This window comes from Pseudomonas sp. SED1 (assembly GCF_034044025.1).
Lineage (GTDB): Bacteria > Pseudomonadota > Gammaproteobacteria > Pseudomonadales > Pseudomonadaceae > Aquipseudomonas.
Genome location: NZ_JAXCIS010000003.1, coordinates 1 through 18177, shown reverse-complemented (window position 1 = coordinate 18177; position 18177 = coordinate 1). Strand labels below are relative to the sequence as shown.

General features: G+C 60.7%; 15 protein-coding genes. 8 read left to right on the top strand and 7 right to left on the bottom strand.

Annotation, left to right across the window (positions count from 1 at the left end; translation table 11 throughout):
- Positions 1-90: 90 nt before the first annotated feature.
- The gene (locus tag SNL23_RS00525; protein ID WP_076017180.1) at positions 91-666 is read right to left on the bottom strand and encodes an ANTAR domain-containing response regulator; all 576 of its coding nucleotides are present in this window, start codon (positions 664-666) and stop codon (positions 91-93) included.
- A gap of 12 nt (positions 667-678) precedes the next feature.
- Positions 679-1878 carry a CmpA/NrtA family ABC transporter substrate-binding protein gene (locus SNL23_RS00520; protein WP_318301307.1) on the bottom strand — a complete coding sequence of 400 codons (1200 nt, stop codon included), beginning with the start codon at positions 1876-1878 and terminating at the stop codon, positions 679-681.
- A 237-nt stretch (positions 1879-2115) separates the two neighbouring features.
- Between SNL23_RS00520 and sctC the strand changes: the two genes are divergently transcribed.
- The 4 genes from sctC to SNL23_RS00500 all read left to right on the top strand — a co-directional run bounded on the left by sctC (position 2116) and on the right by SNL23_RS00500 (position 5687).
- Positions 2116-3579 carry a type III secretion system outer membrane ring subunit SctC gene (sctC, locus tag SNL23_RS00515; protein ID WP_167662652.1) on the top strand — a complete coding sequence of 488 codons (1464 nt, stop codon included), beginning with the start codon at positions 2116-2118 and terminating at the stop codon, positions 3577-3579.
- 172 nt (positions 3580-3751) lie between these two features.
- Positions 3752-4117: a winged helix-turn-helix domain-containing protein gene (locus SNL23_RS00510; RefSeq protein WP_076017183.1), complete on the top strand. Its 366-nt coding sequence runs from the start codon at positions 3752-3754 to the stop codon at positions 4115-4117.
- Positions 4114-4575: a transglycosylase SLT domain-containing protein gene (locus SNL23_RS00505; RefSeq protein ID WP_318301306.1), complete on the top strand. Its 462-nt coding sequence runs from the start codon at positions 4114-4116 to the stop codon at positions 4573-4575. The genes SNL23_RS00510 and SNL23_RS00505 overlap by 4 nt, the downstream gene beginning before the upstream one ends.
- Before the next feature lie 86 nt (positions 4576-4661).
- Complete coding sequence (locus tag SNL23_RS00500; RefSeq protein ID WP_076017185.1) at positions 4662-5687, top strand: quinone-dependent dihydroorotate dehydrogenase; 1026 nt, start codon at positions 4662-4664, stop codon at positions 5685-5687.
- A gap of 121 nt (positions 5688-5808) precedes the next feature.
- Here the strand turns inward: SNL23_RS00500 and rmf are convergent, their stop codons facing one another.
- Positions 5809-6024, bottom strand: coding sequence for a ribosome modulation factor (gene rmf / locus SNL23_RS00495; RefSeq protein ID WP_002553055.1), 216 nt, complete (start codon positions 6022-6024; stop codon positions 5809-5811).
- A gap of 531 nt (positions 6025-6555) precedes the next feature.
- Between rmf and rlmKL the strand changes: the two genes are divergently transcribed.
- Together rlmKL and SNL23_RS00485 are read left to right on the top strand one after the other, a co-directional pair.
- Complete coding sequence (gene rlmKL, locus SNL23_RS00490) at positions 6556-8820, top strand: bifunctional 23S rRNA (guanine(2069)-N(7))-methyltransferase RlmK/23S rRNA (guanine(2445)-N(2))-methyltransferase RlmL (RefSeq protein ID WP_318301305.1); 2265 nt, start codon at positions 6556-6558, stop codon at positions 8818-8820.
- Positions 8821-8960: 140 nt separating this feature from the next.
- On the top strand, positions 8961-11360 hold the full coding sequence (locus tag SNL23_RS00485; protein ID WP_318301304.1) for a sensor domain-containing diguanylate cyclase: 2400 nt from the start codon (positions 8961-8963) through the stop codon (positions 11358-11360).
- A gap of 77 nt (positions 11361-11437) precedes the next feature.
- Here the strand turns inward: SNL23_RS00485 and dacB are convergent, their stop codons facing one another.
- Positions 11438-12898 carry a D-alanyl-D-alanine carboxypeptidase/D-alanyl-D-alanine endopeptidase gene (dacB, locus tag SNL23_RS00480; protein ID WP_076017188.1) on the bottom strand — a complete coding sequence of 487 codons (1461 nt, stop codon included), beginning with the start codon at positions 12896-12898 and terminating at the stop codon, positions 11438-11440.
- Between the two features lie 236 nt (positions 12899-13134).
- On the opposite strand from dacB, the gene SNL23_RS00475 reads away from it, so the two are divergent.
- Positions 13135-13479, top strand: a complete 345-nt coding sequence (locus tag SNL23_RS00475; RefSeq protein ID WP_003219101.1) for a YggL family protein — start codon at positions 13135-13137, stop codon at positions 13477-13479.
- A gap of 54 nt (positions 13480-13533) precedes the next feature.
- Here SNL23_RS00475 and SNL23_RS00470 read toward each other — a convergent pair whose 3' ends face one another.
- Entirely contained in the window at positions 13534-14724 is a 1191-nt protein-coding gene (locus SNL23_RS00470) for a benzoate/H(+) symporter BenE family transporter (protein WP_318301303.1), read from the bottom strand.
- A 331-nt stretch (positions 14725-15055) separates the two neighbouring features.
- Here SNL23_RS00470 and SNL23_RS00465 point away from each other — a divergent pair, with 331 nt between their 5' ends.
- A complete protein-coding gene (locus SNL23_RS00465) occupies positions 15056-15820 on the top strand; it encodes a GntR family transcriptional regulator (RefSeq protein WP_017477154.1) in 765 nt (254 codons plus the stop codon).
- Positions 15821-15994: 174 nt separating this feature from the next.
- Here the strand turns inward: SNL23_RS00465 and guaD are convergent, their stop codons facing one another.
- A complete protein-coding gene (gene guaD, locus SNL23_RS00460; RefSeq protein ID WP_318301302.1) occupies positions 15995-17299 on the bottom strand; it encodes a guanine deaminase in 1305 nt (434 codons plus the stop codon).
- 7 nt (positions 17300-17306) lie between these two features.
- Positions 17307-18149 (bottom strand): xanthine dehydrogenase accessory protein XdhC, encoded by an 843-nt coding sequence (gene xdhC / locus SNL23_RS00455; protein ID WP_003219091.1) that lies wholly within the window; start codon positions 18147-18149, stop codon positions 17307-17309.
- Positions 18150-18177 lie beyond the last annotated feature (28 nt).

Genomic DNA, 18177 nt, shown 5'->3' with positions numbered 1-18177 from the left:
CTTTTGCGCTCTTCAAAAGTGAGCCGCTGTAAGAGCGGAACCAATACCAGCCATCACCCAAAAAACGGATATACACACAACAAGAAGCCCTCACCCCAACAACTCACTCATCGCAATAATCTGCTCCGCCACCTGAATCAGCTTCTGCTGCCGACTCATCGCCTGACGCCGCATCAGCGTGTAGGCCTCGTCCTCATTACACCCCTTCATTTTCATCAACAGCCCCTTGGCCGTTTCGATCCGCTTGCGTTCGGCCAACTGCTGATCCCGCGCCTGCAACTGCGCGCGCAGCGACTGGTCACTCTCGAACCGCGCCATCGCCACATCCAGAATCGGCTGCAACCGCTGCGCCTGAATCCCCTCGACAATGTAGGCACTGACCCCGGACTTGATCGCCTGACGCATCACCCCCGGATCATGCTCATCGGTAAACATCACAATCGGCCGCGGCTGGTCGCGACTGACCAGCACCACCTGCTCCATCACATCCCGCCCCGGCGACTCGGTATCGATCAAAATCACATCCGGGCGCACCGCCTCAACCCGCGCCGGCAGGTCAATCGTCAACCCCGACTCATCGATCACTTCAAACCCGGCCTCGGTCAACGCGGCCTTGAGCCGCCCAACCTTGCGCGGCGTGTCGTTGATCAACAGGATTCGCAACATAAGATCCTCCTGTCAGCGCAAGGCCTGGCGACTGGAAACGTCGGCCATGGCGTGCAGGCGAAAGCTGCGGGCATACCCGGCCGGGTCCGAACCGTCCCAGACCTTGCCGTCGATCAACTGGCTGCTGCGCATGGCCTCGCCTCCGGCGGGCACACCCACGGCGCTGGCCGCCTGGCGATAGATATCCAGTTGCTGCACGCGGCGGGCAGCGCCGAGGTAGTCCGGGTCTTCCCGCAGCAGGCCCCAGCGGCGGAACTGGGTCATGAACCACATGCCATCGGACAGGTACGGCAAGTTGACTTCGCCATGGCCAAAAAAGCGCAGCGCATGGAGATCCTGCCAGTGGTTGCCGAGGCCGTCGTCATAGTTGCCCAGCAGCCGCGGTTCGATGCAGTCCAGCGGCGCGTCGAGGTATTGCGGGGCGCTCAGCAGTTGCGCGGTAGAGCGCCGGTTCTCAATACTTTCCTCGATAAAACGGCTGGCTTGCAGAATCGCCATCACCAGTACCCGGGCGGTGTTGGGGTATTGCTCGACAAACGCCTGGGTGCAGCCGAGGACTTTTTCCGGATGATCCGGCCAGATCGCCTGGGTAGTCGCCAGGGTGAAGCCTTGATTTTGCTTCACCGCACTGGCGCACCAGGGTTCGCCAACGCAAAAACCATCGATGCGCCCGGCTTGCAGGTGCGCAACCATTTGTGGCGGTGGCACCACCACACTGTCCACATCCTGCAACGGATGGATGCCCTGGCTCGCCAGCCAGTAATACAGCCACATGGCGTGAGTGCCTGTGGGAAAGGTCTGGGCGAAGGTGAGTTTTGTTCGGCTTTGGTGCACGCGACGATCCAGTGCCTCAGGACTGGTCACCCCCTGCTGCTGCAGGCCACGGGACAGGTTGATGCTCTGGCCGTTCTGGTTCAGGCCCATCAGCACGGCCATGTCGGTGGGCGCCACGCCGCCGATGCCCAGGTGCACGGCGTAGATCAGGCCGTACAGGCTGTGGGCGGCGTCCAGTTCGCCGCTGACCAGGTTGTCCCGCAGGCTGGCCCATGACGACTGACGCTTGAGATTCAACGTCAGGCCATAGGGCTGCGCGAAGCCCTGGGTGGCGGCGACCACCACCGAGGCGCAATCGCTCAGGGCCATGAATCCCAGGTTGAGACTGCTCTTTTCCGGGGCATCGCTGCCGTTGACCCAAGCCAGGGGATCACTCATCAATACGTACCTTTCATAAAAAAACGCCGTTCCGTCGGGCCACTCACAGGAGAAGCCCGGGGTAACGACGTCTGTGTCCTTGAGCCCGTTCCGCCGTTGGCGCGGGCTGCGATAGACAAGGCAAAGCAAGGCACATGCCACGACGTGCGCAGGATGGGCGGGGCGTCAGCTTTCCATCAGGATTGAAATTGACGTGCCTCGCAGTATGGCCGCTCTTTCAGCCCGGGCCATGCAGGCATGTTCATCAACCCTCACCGTTTTTCGACGCTGCTTTTCTGGCTGTTGATGCTGGGCAGTTCCTGCGTGCTCGCGCAGTCCTATCAGGCCCGCGATGAAAGCCTGCACACCTTTTTTACCGCGCTGTCGTTGCCACTGGGGCAGCCGATCGTTGTCAGTCAGGCGGCGGCGCGCAAGCGTATCAGCGGAGCGTTCGATTTTGATTCGGCGCAACCGCTGCTGGAGTCGGTCGCCCGGCAGCAAGGCCTGATCTGGTACAGCGACGGCCAGGTGCTTTACCTCTATGACGCCGACGAGGCGAAAAGCTCAGTGGTGACCTTGCGGCACATTTCGGTCGATATCCTGCGCGGGTTCATGCGCCGCTCAGGGCTCGACGAGGTGCGTTATCCGCTGCGGGCGAGTGGGGCGCGGATGTTCTATGTGTCCGGGCCGCCGAACTATGTCGACCATGTGTTGCGCCTGGCGCAACTGATGGACCGCCAGCGTGCGGAGTTGCGCATGGGGTCGCAGCGGATCGGGGTGGTGCAGGTACTCAACACCCACGTTGCAGACCGTGAGTACGACATGGGCGACAAAACCGTCACGGTACCGGGCATGGCCTCGATGATCGAAAAACTGCTGGCCGTCGGGCAGAAGCCTGACTCCCCGGGGCAACCCGGACTACTGGACGACAGGGATATTTCGGTGCTGGCGTACCCGGACACCAACAGCTTGTTGATCAAGGGCAAGCCTGAGCAGGTGAGCTTTATCGAAAGCCTGGTGGCGGAACTGGATGTGCCGAAACGTGCGGTGGAGGTCTCGTTGTGGCTGGTGGATGTGGATCGTGATGAGCTCAAGAAGCTGGGTGCGGCCATGCACGAGGGGGCCGGCGAGCCTTCCGCAACCCGGGTCATGGCGCCCGTCGATGACGACACCTTCATGAAGCGGATCTCGGCACTGGAGCCGCGTCGGCGCGCAAAGGTCACGGCGCTGCCGGTGATTCTTACCCAGGAGAATGTGCCGGCGGTGTTCAACGATAACCAGACGTTCTATCTGCCCCGGCCAGGTGAGGACAGCGATGAGTGGCAACCGGTGGTCTATGGCACACAGTTGAGTGTGTTGCCGCGCTTCGCCGAGGCGGGTGAAATCGAGATGCTGCTCACCGTTGAGGATGGCCGCCAGATGGGCAAGGCTGGCAGTCGCGACAAGCGCTCGGCGGCGGTGGAGCGTGTGGGGATCAGCAGCGTCGTGCGTGTGGCACCGGGCAGACGGCTGCTGGTGGGGGATTTTCAGCGCGATACCGGAGCGGCCTTGTCCGGACGTTATTACGGGCCTATGGCCAACAGTGTGCGTCTGTTTGTCATTCAGGCGACATCGGTCAGGGACGCCGTGCATGCCCGGGCGGAGCCTGGGCAGGCGCCGCCGCTGACACCCTCCCAGCACGAGCGGGTGAAACGTGCATTTACCCGCGTGATTGAGGGATAAACCGTCGTTGTCCTGTGCGGGGTGGTGTCGAAAAATCCTACGCAGCCTGTCTGGAAAAAAACAGTGCCTGCGGGCTTTGTCCTCTCCTATATCGCCGGTGAGCTTTTTATAGTCGCGACTTTCCGGGAAAACCATTGTTGGAAATAAGGGTGAGTTGGGTGCAGAGGACTGAATGGCCGTGTTGAATGATGGGGTGCTGGCTGCCCCGATGGTCTTTGATCGCTGGACATTGCATGGCGACGGCAGGCTGACCGATGAAGACTCGGATATTCAACTACCGCCCAAGGAAGGGCAGGTGCTGCGCGTGCTGCTGGCGTCGGCCGGTGTGTTGGTGACCAAGGATCACTTGCTGGAACAGGCATGGCCTCATAACGAGGCCACCGAAGAGTCTCTGACCCGTTGCATCTGTTCGCTGCGTAAAATTTTGAAGGACGGCAGGGGCCTGATCAAGACAGTGTACGGCAAAGGGTACCGAGTGACCTGTGCGGTCACGGTGACGAGCCATGTCTGTTCCACCTGCGGTCGAGGTCAGGCATGAGAAGCGCCCGGCGCAATAGCGCGCTGCTGCTCGCGCTCTGCTTGAGCAATGAAGCCAGGGCCTATTGCTGGGCAGAGGCCGCCAGCGTGCACGGCATCGAACCGGAGTTGTTGCAGGCCATCGCTGCGGTGGAATCGGGCTATCGCGCCGAGGCCATGAATTACGCCAACAACAACGGCACCCGTGATATCGGGCTGATGCAGATCAACAGCATTCACCTGCCACGCCTGCTCAAGTTGGGCATTACCGAACAACGCCTGCTGGATGAGCCTTGTCTGTCGGTGGAAGTCGGCGCGTCGATCCTTGCCGACTTTATCAAACAGTTCGGCTACAACTGGACGGCCATCGGTTCCTACAATGTGGGCGGAGGCCCCGGGCCTCAGCGCGAGGCTCTGCGTCTTCGCTATGCGCAAAAAATCTGGGTTCGCTACGAGGAACTGATGGCGTACCGCAACTGACGTTTGGACGGCACGCCTCGCATGCAGCCCTTCACCCCGGCTATAATCGCCGCCACCTTTCGCCGCCATCCGAGTCAATCCCGCCCATGTATACCCTGGCCCGCCAGCTGTTGTTCAAACTCTCTCCGGAAACCTCCCACGATCTGTCCCTGGATTTGATCGGTGCCGGTGGCCGCCTGGGGCTCAATGGTCTGGTGTGCAAGGCCCCGGCGAAAATGCCGGTGTCGGTGATGGGGCTCGATTTCCCCAACCCGGTGGGCCTGGCTGCCGGCCTGGACAAGAACGGCGCTGCCATCGACGGTTTTGCGCAGTTGGGTTTTGGCTTTGTCGAAATCGGCACCGTGACCCCACGACCGCAGCCGGGCAACCCGAAGCCGCGGATCTTCCGCCTGCCGGAAGCCGAGGCGATCATCAATCGCATGGGCTTCAACAACCTGGGTGTGGATAACTTGCTGTCACGGGTTCAGGCGTCGAAGTACAAGGGCATCCTGGGGATCAATATCGGCAAGAACTTCGACACGCCGGTGGAGCGTGCGGTGGATGACTACCTGATTTGCCTGGACAAGGTCTACGCCCACGCCAGCTACGTCACAGTCAACGTCAGCTCGCCGAACACCCCGGGCCTGCGCAGCCTGCAATTTGGCGACTCCCTCAAGCAATTGCTCGAAGCCTTGCGCCAGCGTCAGGAAGATCTGGCTGTGCGTCACGGCAGGCGTGTGCCGTTGGCGATCAAGATTGCCCCGGACATGAGCGATGAAGAGACCGTACTGGTGGCCCAGGCCCTGGTGGACTCGGGAATGGATGCGGTGATTGCTACCAACACCACCCTGAGCCGCGTCGGTGTCGAAGGCCTGGCTTTTGGTGATGAGGCGGGCGGCCTGTCCGGTGCGCCGGTACGCGACCAGAGCACTCACATCGTCAAGGTGCTGGCGGCAGAGTTGGCAGGGCGTTTGCCGATCATTGCGGTGGGCGGCATCACCGAGGGCAAGCACGCGGCCGAGAAGATCGCCGCCGGCGCCAGCCTGGTGCAGTTGTATTCCGGCTTTATCTACAAGGGCCCGGCGTTGATTCGCCAGTCGGTGGATGCGATCGCGGCGTTGCCGAAAGGTTAAAAGAGGCCCATTAAAAAGGGCTCCTCGAAGGAGCCCCTGGGCCGAAGCCCGCCGCCCGGATGGGGCGTGCGTGGTTAAGTGGTTGCGTATTCGTGCTGGTGTCGGAATTAAATGCCCTTGATTAGCCGACGGCGTGAAGTTCGTTGAGTCTGTGGATTCCCGCAGTGCCAGTCATACCGTCCCAGTTGTCGCCGCGTCCTTCTCGCCAGCCGTTGATCCAGGCTTGGCGTACCGACGGTAGAGTAAATGGGCAAAGCTCACGGGATTTGCCATGAACGCCATATTGATATCCGCGTAAAAATGCTCTTTCCAACGGATCACGCTTAAGTCTTCTCATAGGGTGTTTCCCTCACTTGTTGACTGTCTTGATATCCTTCGGCCCCGTCCGAGGCCGGGCAGAGTTTTTCTGCCGTTGGTGCGCTCGCTGCCGGCGTGGCGAGCACTGTGTCGGCGTCGTTACGGCGCCAACCTGTGTTGAGTTCTAACCAATAGGTCACATGGATTCAATGATCGTTTTGTCATAAGCACGTAACGATAATGATGCTATAGCCATAAGCTGGCATGGCTTTTCGCCCCTTTTCTTGGGCAAACCCAGCTATGATGTGCCCTTCAAAGAGGATGGGTTTAATCCTTTAGTGAGAATGCCCACCCGTTGCAGTCGGTTATTATTCGACGAAGGGTCAGAATATTTCTTTTTGTTGCTTCAAATACTTGAACTGCCCCGTCGATAAAGGCCCAAAAGGCGTGTAGCCGGGGTGGAACGGCACATTCGTGCCACACGAGCGCTCTTCAAGAAAAGCGCTTGATTGAAAACCGAACGCGCGATGCGTCGCCCGTTCACTTATTGCTGAAAAGCCTGGAATGCCCCATGTCGGACCGTTTTGAACTCTTCCTCACTTGCCCCAAGGGCCTCGAAGGCCTGCTGATCGAGGAAGCCGTCGGGCTTGGCCTTGAGGAAGCACGCGAGCACACCTCGGCCGTGCGCGGCATGGCCGACATGGAGACTGCTTACCGCCTGTGCCTCTGGTCGCGCTTGGCCAACCGCGTATTGCTGGTGCTCAAGCGCTTCCCGATGAAGGACGCCGAAGACCTGTACCACGGCGTGCTGGACATCGAGTGGGAAGACCACATGCTCGCCGACGGCACCCTGGCCGTTGAATTCAGCGGCCATGGCTCGGGCATCGACAACACCCACTTCGGCGCGCTGAAGGTCAAGGATGCGATTGTCGACAAGCTGCGCACCCCGACCGGCGAACGTCCGTCCATCGACAAGATCAACCCGGACCTGCGCATTCACCTGCGCCTGGACCGTGGCGAAGCGATCCTCTCCCTCGACCTGTCCGGCCACAGCCTGCACCAGCGCGGCTACCGCCTGCAGCAGGGTGCCGCACCGTTGAAAGAGAACCTGGCGGCAGCGATCCTGATTCGCTCCGGCTGGCCGCGTATTGCTGCCGAAGGCGGCGCGCTGACGGACCCGATGTGCGGCGTCGGTACCTTCCTGGTGGAAGGCGCGATGATTGCCGCCGACATGGCCCCCAACCTAAACCGTGAGCTGTGGGGTTTCACCGCCTGGCTCGGCCACGTTCCGACGCTGTGGAAGAAACTTCATACAGAGGCCAGCGAACGTGCCGCCATCGGCATGGCCAAGCCACCGCTGTGGGTTCGTGGTTACGAAGCTGACCCACGCCTGATCCAGCCAGCGCGTAATAACATCGAACGCGCCGGCCTGAGCCACTGGATCAAGATCTACCAGGGCGAAGTCGGCACCTTCGAGCCGCGTCCGGACCAGAACCAAAAGGGCCTGGTGATCTGCAACCCGCCTTACGGCGAGCGCCTGGGTGATGAAGCCAGCCTGTTGTACCTCTACCAGAACCTCGGCGAGCGTCTGCGCCAGGCGTGCCTGGGCTGGGAAGCGGCGGTGTTCACCGGTGCCCCGGACCTGGGCAAGCGCATGGGTATCCGCAGCCATAAACAGTACTCGTTCTGGAACGGCGCCTTGCCGTGCAAATTGCTGCTGATCAAGGTCACCCCGGACCAGTTCGTCACCGGCGAGCGTCGCACCCCGGAACAACGCCAGGCCGAGCGTGAGCAAGCGGCCTACGACCAGGCGCCGACCGAGCCGCAAGAGCGCCAGTACAACAAGAACGGTAACCCGATCAAACCTGCCCCGGCCCCGGTGGTCGAGCAGGCGCGTTTGAGCGAAGGCGGGCAGATGTTTGCCAACCGCCTGCAAAAGAACCTGAAGCTGCTGGGCAAATGGGCCAAGCGCGAAGGCGTCGATTGCTACCGTGTTTACGATGCCGACATGCCGGAATACTCCATGGCCATCGACCTGTACCACGACTGGGTTCACGTCCAGGAATACGTGGCGCCGAAGTCGATTGACCCGGAAAAAGCCTCGGCACGCATGTTCGATGCCCTGGCGGCCATTCCTCAGGCGCTGGGCATCGACAAGAACCGCGTGGTGGTCAAGCGTCGCGAACGCCAGAGCGGCACCAAGCAGTACGAGCGCCAGAGTGCCCAGGGCAAGTTCACCGAAGTCAGCGAAGGCGGCGTCAAGTTGCTGGTCAACCTGACCGATTACCTGGACACCGGCCTGTTCCTCGATCATCGCCCAATGCGCATGCGCATCCAGAAAGAAGCGGCCGGCAAACGCTTCCTCAACCTGTATTGCTACACCGCCACCGCCAGTGTGCACGCCGCCAAGGGTGGCGCGCGCAGCACCACCAGCGTCGACCTGTCGAAAACCTACCTGGACTGGGCGCGCCGCAACTTCTCCCTCAACGGATTCTCCGACAAGAACCGTCTGGAGCAGGGCGACGTGATGGCCTGGCTGGAAGCCAGCCGCGATGAGTTCGACATGATCTTCATCGACCCGCCGACCTTCTCCAACTCCAAGCGCATGGAAGGCATCTTCGACGTACAACGTGACCACGTGCAGTTGCTCGACCTGGCCATGGCGCGCCTGGCGCCGGGCGGCGTGTTGTACTTCTCGAACAACTTCCGCAAGTTCCAGCTGGAAGACAACCTCGTCGAGCGTTATGCCGTCGAGGAGATCAGTGACAAGACCATCGACCCGGATTTTGCGCGCAACGCCAAGATCCATCGGGCGTGGAAAATCACCGCTCGCTGATCACTGCGTTCTGAAGCCGCAAGCCCGGATCATTCCGGCCTTGCGGTTTTTTTTGCGCTGGTCAAACGCAGGTCCTGTGGCTATAACTTAAGGCTTGGCCAAAGTGACGCACCCGCACGCTGGCGTTCCGAGTCTTGTCTATGCCGCTGCATGCCGTCCGCCCGAAAATCCTAGGTTTTATCAGTGAGCAGGTATCGGCGTGGCTAGTCGCGGTGGTGGTGTTTCTGGCCGGTATTGCGCTGACGAGCATCGTCGCCTGGGCCGCCTCCGATCTCTATCAGCAGCAAGTGCGCCAACGCTTCCAGTTGCTGGTCAATGAGCGTTACAGCCGCCTCCAGGAGCGTTTCGAGGACCAGGAACAACGCCTGGGCAGTCTGCGGCGGTTCTTCGTCAATTCCAATTCGGTCTCCCGCAACGAGTTCGACGGTTTTGCGCAGCCCTTGCTGTTGCGTACCCGTGCCTATGCCTGGGCTCCTCGGGTTTTACGTGACCAGCGCAGCGCGTTTGAACAAGAAATTACGGCTGAGCGCGGCGCGAGTTTTGCCATTCGCGAATTGAACGCGGCGGGCGAACTGGCCCCGGCCGCTCAGCACGATGAGTATGTGCCGGTGCTGTACAGCCAGACCCAGAGCCTGCTCGGCTCGCCGCTGGGTTTTGACCTGTTGGCCCAGCCACTGCGGCACTCGACGGTGGAGCGTGCGCAACAGTCAGGGAAAATGGCGGTGTCCCAGCCCATGCAACTGGTCGGCGTGGAGCCGGCCTATGCCATGGGCGTGCTGCTGGTGGCGCCGGTCAGCCGGGCACCGACGCCACAAGCGCCCATCAGTGAACCTTACGGCTACGTAATGGCAGTGATCAGCATGCGCCAGCTGGTGGCCGATGGCTTGCCCAAGGCTGAGCGGGACAATCTGGTGACGCAGATCATCGATACTTCCGACGCAGAAAAACGTGTGCTGTACGAATCCGGCAATGCCGTGGCAGACAGCGACCTGATGGCCGCACGCCGGCTGACCCTTGGCGACCACATCTACGCCCTGAGCCTGCGCCCCAGCCTGGTGTTCCAGCAGGGCAATCATTCTTCGCAGGTGACTATCCTGGTCATGGGCAGCCTGCTGAGCCTGCTGCTCAGTGCGCTGCTCTACGTGTTGGTCAGCCAGCGCCAACGCGCGTTGAAACTGGTGGAGCAGCGCACGGCCCAATTGCGTCAGCGCGAACAGGAGCTGCGGGGCACCCACGGCCAACTGCGCAGCGTGCTGAATGCGGCGACCCAGGTGGCGATCATTGCCACTGACCTGCGTGGTGTGATCACCACTTTCAACGCTGGCGCCGAGCAGATGCTGGGTTTTGAGGTGGATGAGGTGCTCGGGTACCTGACCCTCGAAAGCCTGCACCTGGCGCCCGAGCTGGAAGCCCGTGCCGCACAGTTGAGTGCGGCGCTGGGCAAGCGCATTGCGCCTGGCCAGGCGATGCTGGTGGACGGCGCCGATGCGGTGCACCAAGCCCGTGAATGGACGCTGGTGCGTAAGGACGGCAGCCACCTGACGGTGAACATGCTTGCCACCGTATTGCTGGATGAGCATGGCCTATGGGTCGGGCACTTGGCGATCTGCCTGGATGTCACCGAACAAAAGCGTGCCTATGAGGCACTGGCCGCGCGGGACCGCCTGCTGAAGAAACTCAGTGCCCATGTGCCCGGCGGTATTTTCCAGTTCATCCTGGAACCGAATGGCGACTCGCGTTTCATTTATGCCAGCGACGGCATTCGCGATATCTACGAGATCGAGCCGGGGGTGCTGCAACAGGATGCACGAAAGGTCTTCGAGCGCATTCATCCGCTGGACGTCGAGCGGGTGCGGGATTCCATTCGTCTGTCCACCCTGCAACTGAGCCATTGGCGTGAAGAGTACCGGGTGCAATTGCCCCAGCGTGGGCTGCGCTGGATTCGCGGTGAAGCGACGCCGGAAGAACTGCCCGGCGGCGGTACGGTATGGCATGGGTACGTGTCGGATATTTCCGATCTCAAGCGGGTCGAGGAAGAGCTGCGCGCGCTGTCGATTACCGATTCGCTGACGGGCATTCATAACCGACGCTACTTTCAGGACCGCTTGAAGGCTGAAATGATTCGAGTCAAACGCGCCTCTGGATCGTTGTCGGTGATCATGTTCGACATCGACCACTTCAAGCGGATCAACGACCAGCACGGCCATGCGGTCGGCGATGAAGTGCTCAAGGAATTGTGCCGGCGCATCAGCCAACGATTGCGGCGTACGGATGTGTTTTGCCGCCTGGGGGGCGAAGAGTTCGTGGTGCTGTGCCCCAATACCGACGGCAGCCAGGCGTTCAGTGTTGCCCTGGAGTTGTGGCAGGCGTTGCGCAGTGCGCCGATGGAGGGTGTCGGTACTGTGACGGCGAGCTTCGGCGTGGCCAGTTGGCGGGTCGAGGAGGGCGTTGACGGCTTGTTGCTGCGAGCGGATTCGGGGGTGTATGCGGCGAAGCAGGCGGGCCGGGACAGAGTTGAGGCAGAGCGGGCGCTTGCCTGAAGTGCACGGCCATTCAAGCTATTAGAGATCAATGTGGGAGCAGGCAAGTCAGCTCCCACATTTGATCTTTGTTGCCGTTAGAGCACCGGCGCAGCCGCCGCGAGCTTCGGCTGGCGATACAGGTCCAGCAGCACCTGGTCCAGCACCGAAGACGCACCCCACGGTTTTGTATCGTTGAGAATCGCAACCACCGCCCAGGTATTGCCATTGTTGTCGCGGCTGAACCCGGCGATTGCGCGCACGGTGTTCAGGGTGCCGGTCTTGACGTGGGCTTCGCCGCGCATGGCCGTGGTCTTCAGGCGTTTACGCATGGTGCCGTCGGTACCGGCAATTGGCAGCGAGCTGATAAATTCCGCCGCGTACGGGCTTCGCCACGCTGCTTGCAGCATGGTCGCCATTTCGCGGGCGCTGACCCGTTCGGCACGGGACAAGCCGGAACCGTTTTCCATCACAAGGTGCGGTGCGGTGATGCCTTTTTTCGCCAACCACTGGCGCACCACGCGCTGGGCCGCCTTGGCGTCGTCGCCGTCGGCATCGGTGCGGAACTGCGCGCCCAGGCTCAGGAACAACTGCTGAGCCATGGTGTTGTTACTGTATTTGTTGATGTCGCGGATGATTTCCGCCAGGTCCGGCGAGAACGCCCGGGCCAGCACCTTGGCGTTCTTCGGTACCGGCGCCTGGATATCCCGGCCTTGGATGCTGCCGCCCAGTTCCTTCCAGATCGCCCGAACGGCGCCGGCGGTGTAGGTGGCGTGGTCCAGCAATGACAGATAAGTCTGCGAGCTGCAGCCATCGGCCAACTGGCCGCTGACGGTCACGGTGACGCTGCCATCGGCGGCGGTCATCGGGCTGTAGCGCACGTCACCGGTGCACTGCTTGGCGTTGGAGACCTTGACCTGGTTGTCGATGCGAATGCTCGCAATCGGCGGCTCTACCGATACCAGCACCTTGCCCGAATCATTGCGGGTGACGAAGCGCAGCGCCTTGAGGTTGACCATCAGGGCGTCGGGCTTGACCAGGAACGGCTTGTTCTCGTCGTTGCCGTCGTCGTTGAACTCCGGCAGTTGCGGCGGGATGAAGAAGCCGCGGTCCAGTACCAGGTCGCCGGTCACTTGCTGCACGCCGTTGGCCCGCAGGTCGCGCATCAGCAGCCAGAGTTTTTCCATGTTCAGCTTGGGGTCGCCGCCGCCCTTGAGGTACAGGTTACCGTTCAGAATGCCGCCGCTGAGGGTACCGTCGGTGTAGAACTCGGTTTTCCACTGATGGTTGGGGCCGAGCATTTCCAGGGCCGCGTAGGTGGTGACCAGCTTCATGGTCGAGGCCGGGTTGACCGACACGTCGGCGTTAAACACGGTGGGTGTGCCCGGGCCATTGAGGGGAATCATCACCAGAGACAGGGCGTTGTTTTGCAGCTTGGCTTTCTGGAGGGCTTCCTGGACCTTGGGTGGCAAGGAAGTGTTGATCGGGGCAGCGGTAACGGAAAAGGCCAGGGGGAGAAGAAAACCGGCGAGTAACAATGGACGCAAAGATTTGATCATAAGAATTAAAACCCTACTGCTGAGGGGTAAAAAAGGTGAGGGGTATGTACGAAAAATCCCTCAATGGTCATGAAAGTGTCGGCATTATGCCCCAAGGCAGTCGCACTTGTGCCTGAACGATAGCTGCTAATCACGGTTTTTTTTACTGGCACTCTGCCGCCTGTCCCAGAGAAGCGGGCAAAGGCCGGCTTAAACTGCTAAAGTGCCGCCCGTTATTACTTAAGAGGATTGTTCCAATGGCGACTAACCGTTCCCGGCGTCTGCGCAAAAAACTGTGCGTTGATGAATTTCAAGAGCTGGGTTTCGAACTGAACCTGGACTTCAAAGAAGGTTTGGACGATGAAGCGGTTGACGCTTTCCTCGAAGCATTCCTGACTGAAGCAATGGACGGCAACGGCCTGGACTACGTCGGCGGTGATGACTTCGGTCTGGTTTGCAAAGCCACCCGTGGTTCGGTCAACGAAGAACAGCGTGCCGCTGTTGAAGCGTGGCTGAAGGCTCGTCCAGAGCTGACCCGCGTTGAAGTCAGCGCCCTGTTGGACGCTTGGCATCCAGAAAAGCCGATCAACCCGGCAGTCTGATGTCATGAAAAAGCGACCCGCCCGGGTCGCTTTTTCGTTACTGGGTCTAAAGAGTCAGGCCTTGCGCCATTTCAGAATCACCAGCGTCAACACCCCCGCGACAATCCCCCAGAACGCCGAACCGATGGAAAACAACGTCAACCCCGACGCTGTGACCATAAAGGTGATCAACGCTGCTTCGCGTTCCTTCGGCTCATTCATGGCGATACTCAGGCCATTGATGATCGAGCCAAACAACGCCAGTGCCGCAATCGACAGCACCAACTCCTTGGGCAACGCAGCGAACAACGCCGCCAATGTCGCGCCAAACACCCCGGCAATCCCGTAGAAAATCCCGCACCAGACTGCGGCGGTATAGCGCTTGTTACGATCTTCGTGGGCATGGGGCCCGGTGCAGATCGCCGCGCTGATGGCCGCCAGGTTGATGCCATGGGAGCCAAACGGCGCCAGCACCAGCGAGGCCAGGCCGGTGGTGGTGATCAAGGGTGAAGCCGGCACGTTATAGCCATCGGCCCGCAGCACGGCTACCCCGGGCATGTTTTGCGAGGTCATCGCCACCACGAACAGCGGGATGCCGATGCTGATGGTCGCGGCCAAGGAGAAGTGCGGCGTGGTCCACACCGGCGTCGCCACTTCGAGGTGAAAGCCGCTGAAATCCAGCAGCCCCATCAGCCCGGACAGCGCCGTGCCGATCAGCAATGCCGCGAGCACGGCATAACGCGGCGACAGGCGCTTGATGACCAGATAAGTGAAGAACATCCCCAGTACCAGACCGGTACGGTGCTGCGCGGCGATGAAAATCTCGCTGCCGATCTTGAACAGAATTCCCGCCAGCAAGGCTGCCGCCAGGGAAGCCGGGATGCGCTTGACGAGTTTTTCGAAGCTGCCGGTCAACCCGCAGATCGTCACCAGCACCGCACAGGTGATGTAGGCGCCGATGGCTTCGCCGTAACTCACACCGCCCAGGCTGGTGATCAACAACGCGGCGCCCGGGGTGGACCAGGCGATGGTGATCGGCGTGCGATAGCGCAGGGACAGGCCAATGCTGCACACCGCCATGCCGATGGAAATCGCCCAGATCCACGAGGAAATTTGCGCCGTGGTCAGGCCGGCGGCTTGGCCAGCTTGAAACATCAGCACCAGGGAGCTGGTGTAGCCGGTCATCATGGCGATGAAACCGGCGACGATGGCCGAAGGCGAAGTGTCGGCCAGTGGGCGTAATCGCGCTTGGGGGACGTCGGACATGGGGCGGTGTTCCTTTTACCGGGTTGTTTTTGTAGGAGCGAGCTTGCTCGCGAAGGTCGTTAACGATGACGCTGGCATCCTGAATGAATGCGGTGCTTATACGTTTTTCGCGAGCAAGCTCGCTCCTACAAAGGAGAAAGCGTGGAATCAAGCCTAAACTCAAACGTAACGATTCATTGCAATACAGCCGGCGCCGCAAACAGCCGTACAGTGTGTTGGCGCAGTGGGTTGTGTACAATGTGCGCTGATTTTACGCGATACTTGCCAGCGACCCTCTGTGCCGTATTACAGTCAACGTCAATTCGCCGCCGTTCTCCCGACCCGAGTGCCCATGAACGAACAGTTGCAGCCCCTCAAGAAACAACCGCGAGCCGGTAAGGCCGGTCGCAGTGGAACCCAGGACGATATCGTCTACGCGCATATCTTCGAGGCAATCCTCGAACAACGCCTGGCGCCCGGTACCAAATTGAGTGAAGAAGCGCTGGGCGAAATCTTTGGCGTCAGCCGCACCATCATCCGCCGCGCACTGTCGCGCCTGGCCCATGAAGGCGTGGTACTGCTGCGGCCCAATCGCGGCGCGGTAGTGGCCAGCCCGAGTGTCGAGGAAGCACGTCAGGTGTTCCTCGCCCGGCGTCTGGTGGAGCGAGCGATCACTGAATTGGCGGTACAGCATGCCACGGCCGAGCAACTGGCCGAGCTGCGGCAGATGGTCAACGACGAGCGCGACAGCTTTTCCCGGGGTGATCGCGGTGCGGGCATCCGGCTTTCTGGCGAATTCCACCTGAAACTGGCTGAGGCGGCGAAGAATGCGCCGCTGATCAGCTTCCAGCGCAGCCTGGTGTCCCAGACATCGTTGATCATCGCCCAGTACGAAAGCGGCAACCGCTCCCACTGTTCCTACGATGAGCACACCCAGTTGATCGACGCGATCGAAGCGCGGGATGCGGGTCTGGCGGTGAACCTGATGATGCATCACATGGATCACATCGACAGCAAGCTCAACCTCGATGAGGAGAGCGCTTCGGATGACCTGCATGCGGTGTTCTCGCATTTGTTGCAGACCAAGAAGCCGGGGCGCTCGTCCGTAAAGTTGTGATGTGATCGACTCCACTGTAGGAGCGAGCTTGCTCGCGAAAACCGCATAGGCGCCGTGTTCATCCAGGATGCCAGCGTTATTGTTAACGACCTTCGCGAGCAAGCTCGCTCCTACAGAGAAGGGCGCAAAAAAATCCCCGGTTCAATGAACCGGGGATTTTTGTTTCTGGACCGTTTAGCGTTGGTGCACCAATTGCCCCGCCGCATACGTCTGCAACACCGCCCGGTCATCCCCCAGCGTCATCAACACAAACAACGTCTCGGCAATGTTATTGGCCTGCTTCAGGCGATAGCTGAGCAGCGGGGTGGCGTTGTAATCCAGCACCAAAAAGTCCGCGTCAGTGCCCGGCTGCAATGTGCCGATCTTGTCTTCCAATCGCAATGCCCGCGCACCGCCCAGGGTCGCGAGGTACAGTGACTTGAACGGACTCAAGCGCGCGCCTTGCAACTGCATCACCTTGTACGCTTCGTTCAAGGTTTGCAGCAGCGAGAAGCTGGTGCCGCCACCGACATCCGTACCCAGGCCCACATTCAACTTGTGCTTCTCAGCCATTGGCAGGTTGAACAACCCGCTGCCCAGGAAGAAGTTCGATGTCGGGCAGAATGCGACTGCCGACCCGGCTTCTGCCAACCGCGCACATTCGTCGTCGCACAGGTGCACACCGTGGGCGAACACCGAGCGTTCACCCAGCAGTTTGTAATGGTCGTACACGTCCAGGTAGCCCTTGCGCTCCGGGAACAGTTCTTTCACCCACTCCACTTCCTGCAGGTTTTCACTGATGTGGGTCTGCATGTACAGGTCAGGGTATTCCCCCAGCAGCTGCCCGGCGAGGGTCAGTTGTTCAGGCGTACTGGTCGGTGCGAAACGTGGCGTGACCGCGTAGTGCAAACGGCCCTTGCCGTGCCAGCGCTCGATCAGCGCCTTGCTTTCCTGGTAGCCGGACTCGGCGGTGTCGGTCAGATAGTCCGGCGCGTTGCGGTCCATCATCACCTTGCCGGCGATCATCCGCAGGTCGAGCTTCTCGGCTGCTTCAAAAAACGAGTTCACTGACTGCGGGTGCACGCTGCCGAATACCAGGGCGGTGGTGGTGCCGTTGCGCAGCAGTTCCTTGATGAAAATGTCCGCGACTTCTTCAGCGTGGGCCTTGTCGGCGAACTGGCTTTCACACGGGAAGGTGTAGGTGTTGAGCCAGTCCAGCAACTGCTCGCCATAGGCACCGACCATGCCGGTTTGCGGCAGGTGAATGTGAGTGTCGATCAGACCGGGGGTGATCAGCGCGTCTTGGTAATGGGTGACTTCGATGTCGGCGGGCAGGCTGGCGAGCAATTCGCTGGCGTGGCCCAGGGCGCTGATCTGGCCGTTGTCGATCACCAGCAGGCCGTCTTCGAAATATTCGTAGGAGGCTTCGATCCCTACTTCGGCAGGGTCGGCGATGCTGTGCAAAATGGCGGCACGGTAGGCTTTGCGAGTCAAAGGCATGGTCGTCTCAGTTAGTCGCTTGGCTGCGGCGTGATACCGGCAGCAGTTTGGCAATGGGTTCGGCGCTCGCAGTGTGCTGGCCGAAATTGGCGTTATAGGTGGCGATGATTTCGCCGGCGATGGAGATGGCGATTTCAACAGGCAGTTTGCCTTTGACCTCAGTCAGCCCCATCGGGCAATGCATGCGTTGCAGTTGCGCGGTGTCGAAACCGCGATCCCGCAGGCGGTGTTCGAACTTGACGCGCTTGGTCTTCGAACCGATCAGGCCGAAGTAGGTGAAGTCATTGCGCTTGAGCAGGGCGGCGGTGAGTTCCAGGTCCAGTGCGTGATTGTGGGTCATGACGATGCAGTAACTGCCCACAGGCAAGTGGTCGATTTCATCCACCGGCTCTTCGCTGACGATTTTACGCACGCCTTGGGGGATGTGTTCCGGGAATTCCTGTTCCCGGGAATCGATCCAGCGCACCCGGCACGGCAGGCTGGCCAGCAACGGCACCAGCGCGCGGCCCACATGGCCGGCGCCGAACACTGCGATCTGCGCCTGCACCTGGCCCATCGGTTCAAACAACAATACCGTCACGCCGCCGCAGCACTGGCCCAGGCTGGCGCCGAGGCTGAAGCGCTCCAGGTGCGTGTTCTGCTGGCCGCGCACGAGCATGTCCCGGGCGATCTGCATGGCCTTGTATTCCAGGTGCCCGCCACCGATGGTGTCGAACGTCTGGGCGGCACTGATGACCATCTTCGAGCCGGCATTGCGCGGCGTGGAGCCGAGCTCTTCGATGATGGTCACCAGCACGCAGGGTTCACCCTGGTTCTGCAGGTCGGCGAGGGCGCTGATCCAGTTGTTCATGTTTACCTCAGCATCTCTGTTGTCAGTT

Excerpts from the sequence above, each read along its gene's own strand:
- SNL23_RS00525 (WP_076017180.1), bottom strand. The coding sequence starts at position 666 with ATGTTGCGAATCCTGTTGATCAACGACACGCCGCGCAAGGTTGGGCGG.
- SNL23_RS00520 (WP_318301307.1), bottom strand. The coding sequence starts at position 1,878 with ATGAGTGATCCCCTGGCTTGGGTCAACGGCAGCGATGCCCCGGAAAAG.
- sctC (WP_167662652.1), top strand. The coding sequence starts at position 2,116 with ATGTTCATCAACCCTCACCGTTTTTCGACGCTGCTTTTCTGGCTGTTG.
- SNL23_RS00510 (WP_076017183.1), top strand. The coding sequence starts at position 3,752 with ATGGCCGTGTTGAATGATGGGGTGCTGGCTGCCCCGATGGTCTTTGAT.
- SNL23_RS00505 (WP_318301306.1), top strand. The coding sequence starts at position 4,114 with ATGAGAAGCGCCCGGCGCAATAGCGCGCTGCTGCTCGCGCTCTGCTTG.
- SNL23_RS00500 (WP_076017185.1), top strand. The coding sequence starts at position 4,662 with ATGTATACCCTGGCCCGCCAGCTGTTGTTCAAACTCTCTCCGGAAACC.
- rmf (WP_002553055.1), bottom strand. The coding sequence starts at position 6,024 with ATGAGAAGACTTAAGCGTGATCCGTTGGAAAGAGCATTTTTACGCGGA.
- rlmKL (WP_318301305.1), top strand. The coding sequence starts at position 6,556 with ATGTCGGACCGTTTTGAACTCTTCCTCACTTGCCCCAAGGGCCTCGAA.
- SNL23_RS00485 (WP_318301304.1), top strand. The coding sequence starts at position 8,961 with ATGCCGCTGCATGCCGTCCGCCCGAAAATCCTAGGTTTTATCAGTGAG.
- dacB (WP_076017188.1), bottom strand. The coding sequence starts at position 12,898 with ATGATCAAATCTTTGCGTCCATTGTTACTCGCCGGTTTTCTTCTCCCC.
- SNL23_RS00475 (WP_003219101.1), top strand. The coding sequence starts at position 13,135 with ATGGCGACTAACCGTTCCCGGCGTCTGCGCAAAAAACTGTGCGTTGAT.
- SNL23_RS00470 (WP_318301303.1), bottom strand. The coding sequence starts at position 14,724 with ATGTCCGACGTCCCCCAAGCGCGATTACGCCCACTGGCCGACACTTCG.
- SNL23_RS00465 (WP_017477154.1), top strand. The coding sequence starts at position 15,056 with ATGAACGAACAGTTGCAGCCCCTCAAGAAACAACCGCGAGCCGGTAAG.
- guaD (WP_318301302.1), bottom strand. The coding sequence starts at position 17,299 with ATGCCTTTGACTCGCAAAGCCTACCGTGCCGCCATTTTGCACAGCATC.
- xdhC (WP_003219091.1), bottom strand. The coding sequence starts at position 18,149 with ATGAACAACTGGATCAGCGCCCTCGCCGACCTGCAGAACCAGGGTGAA.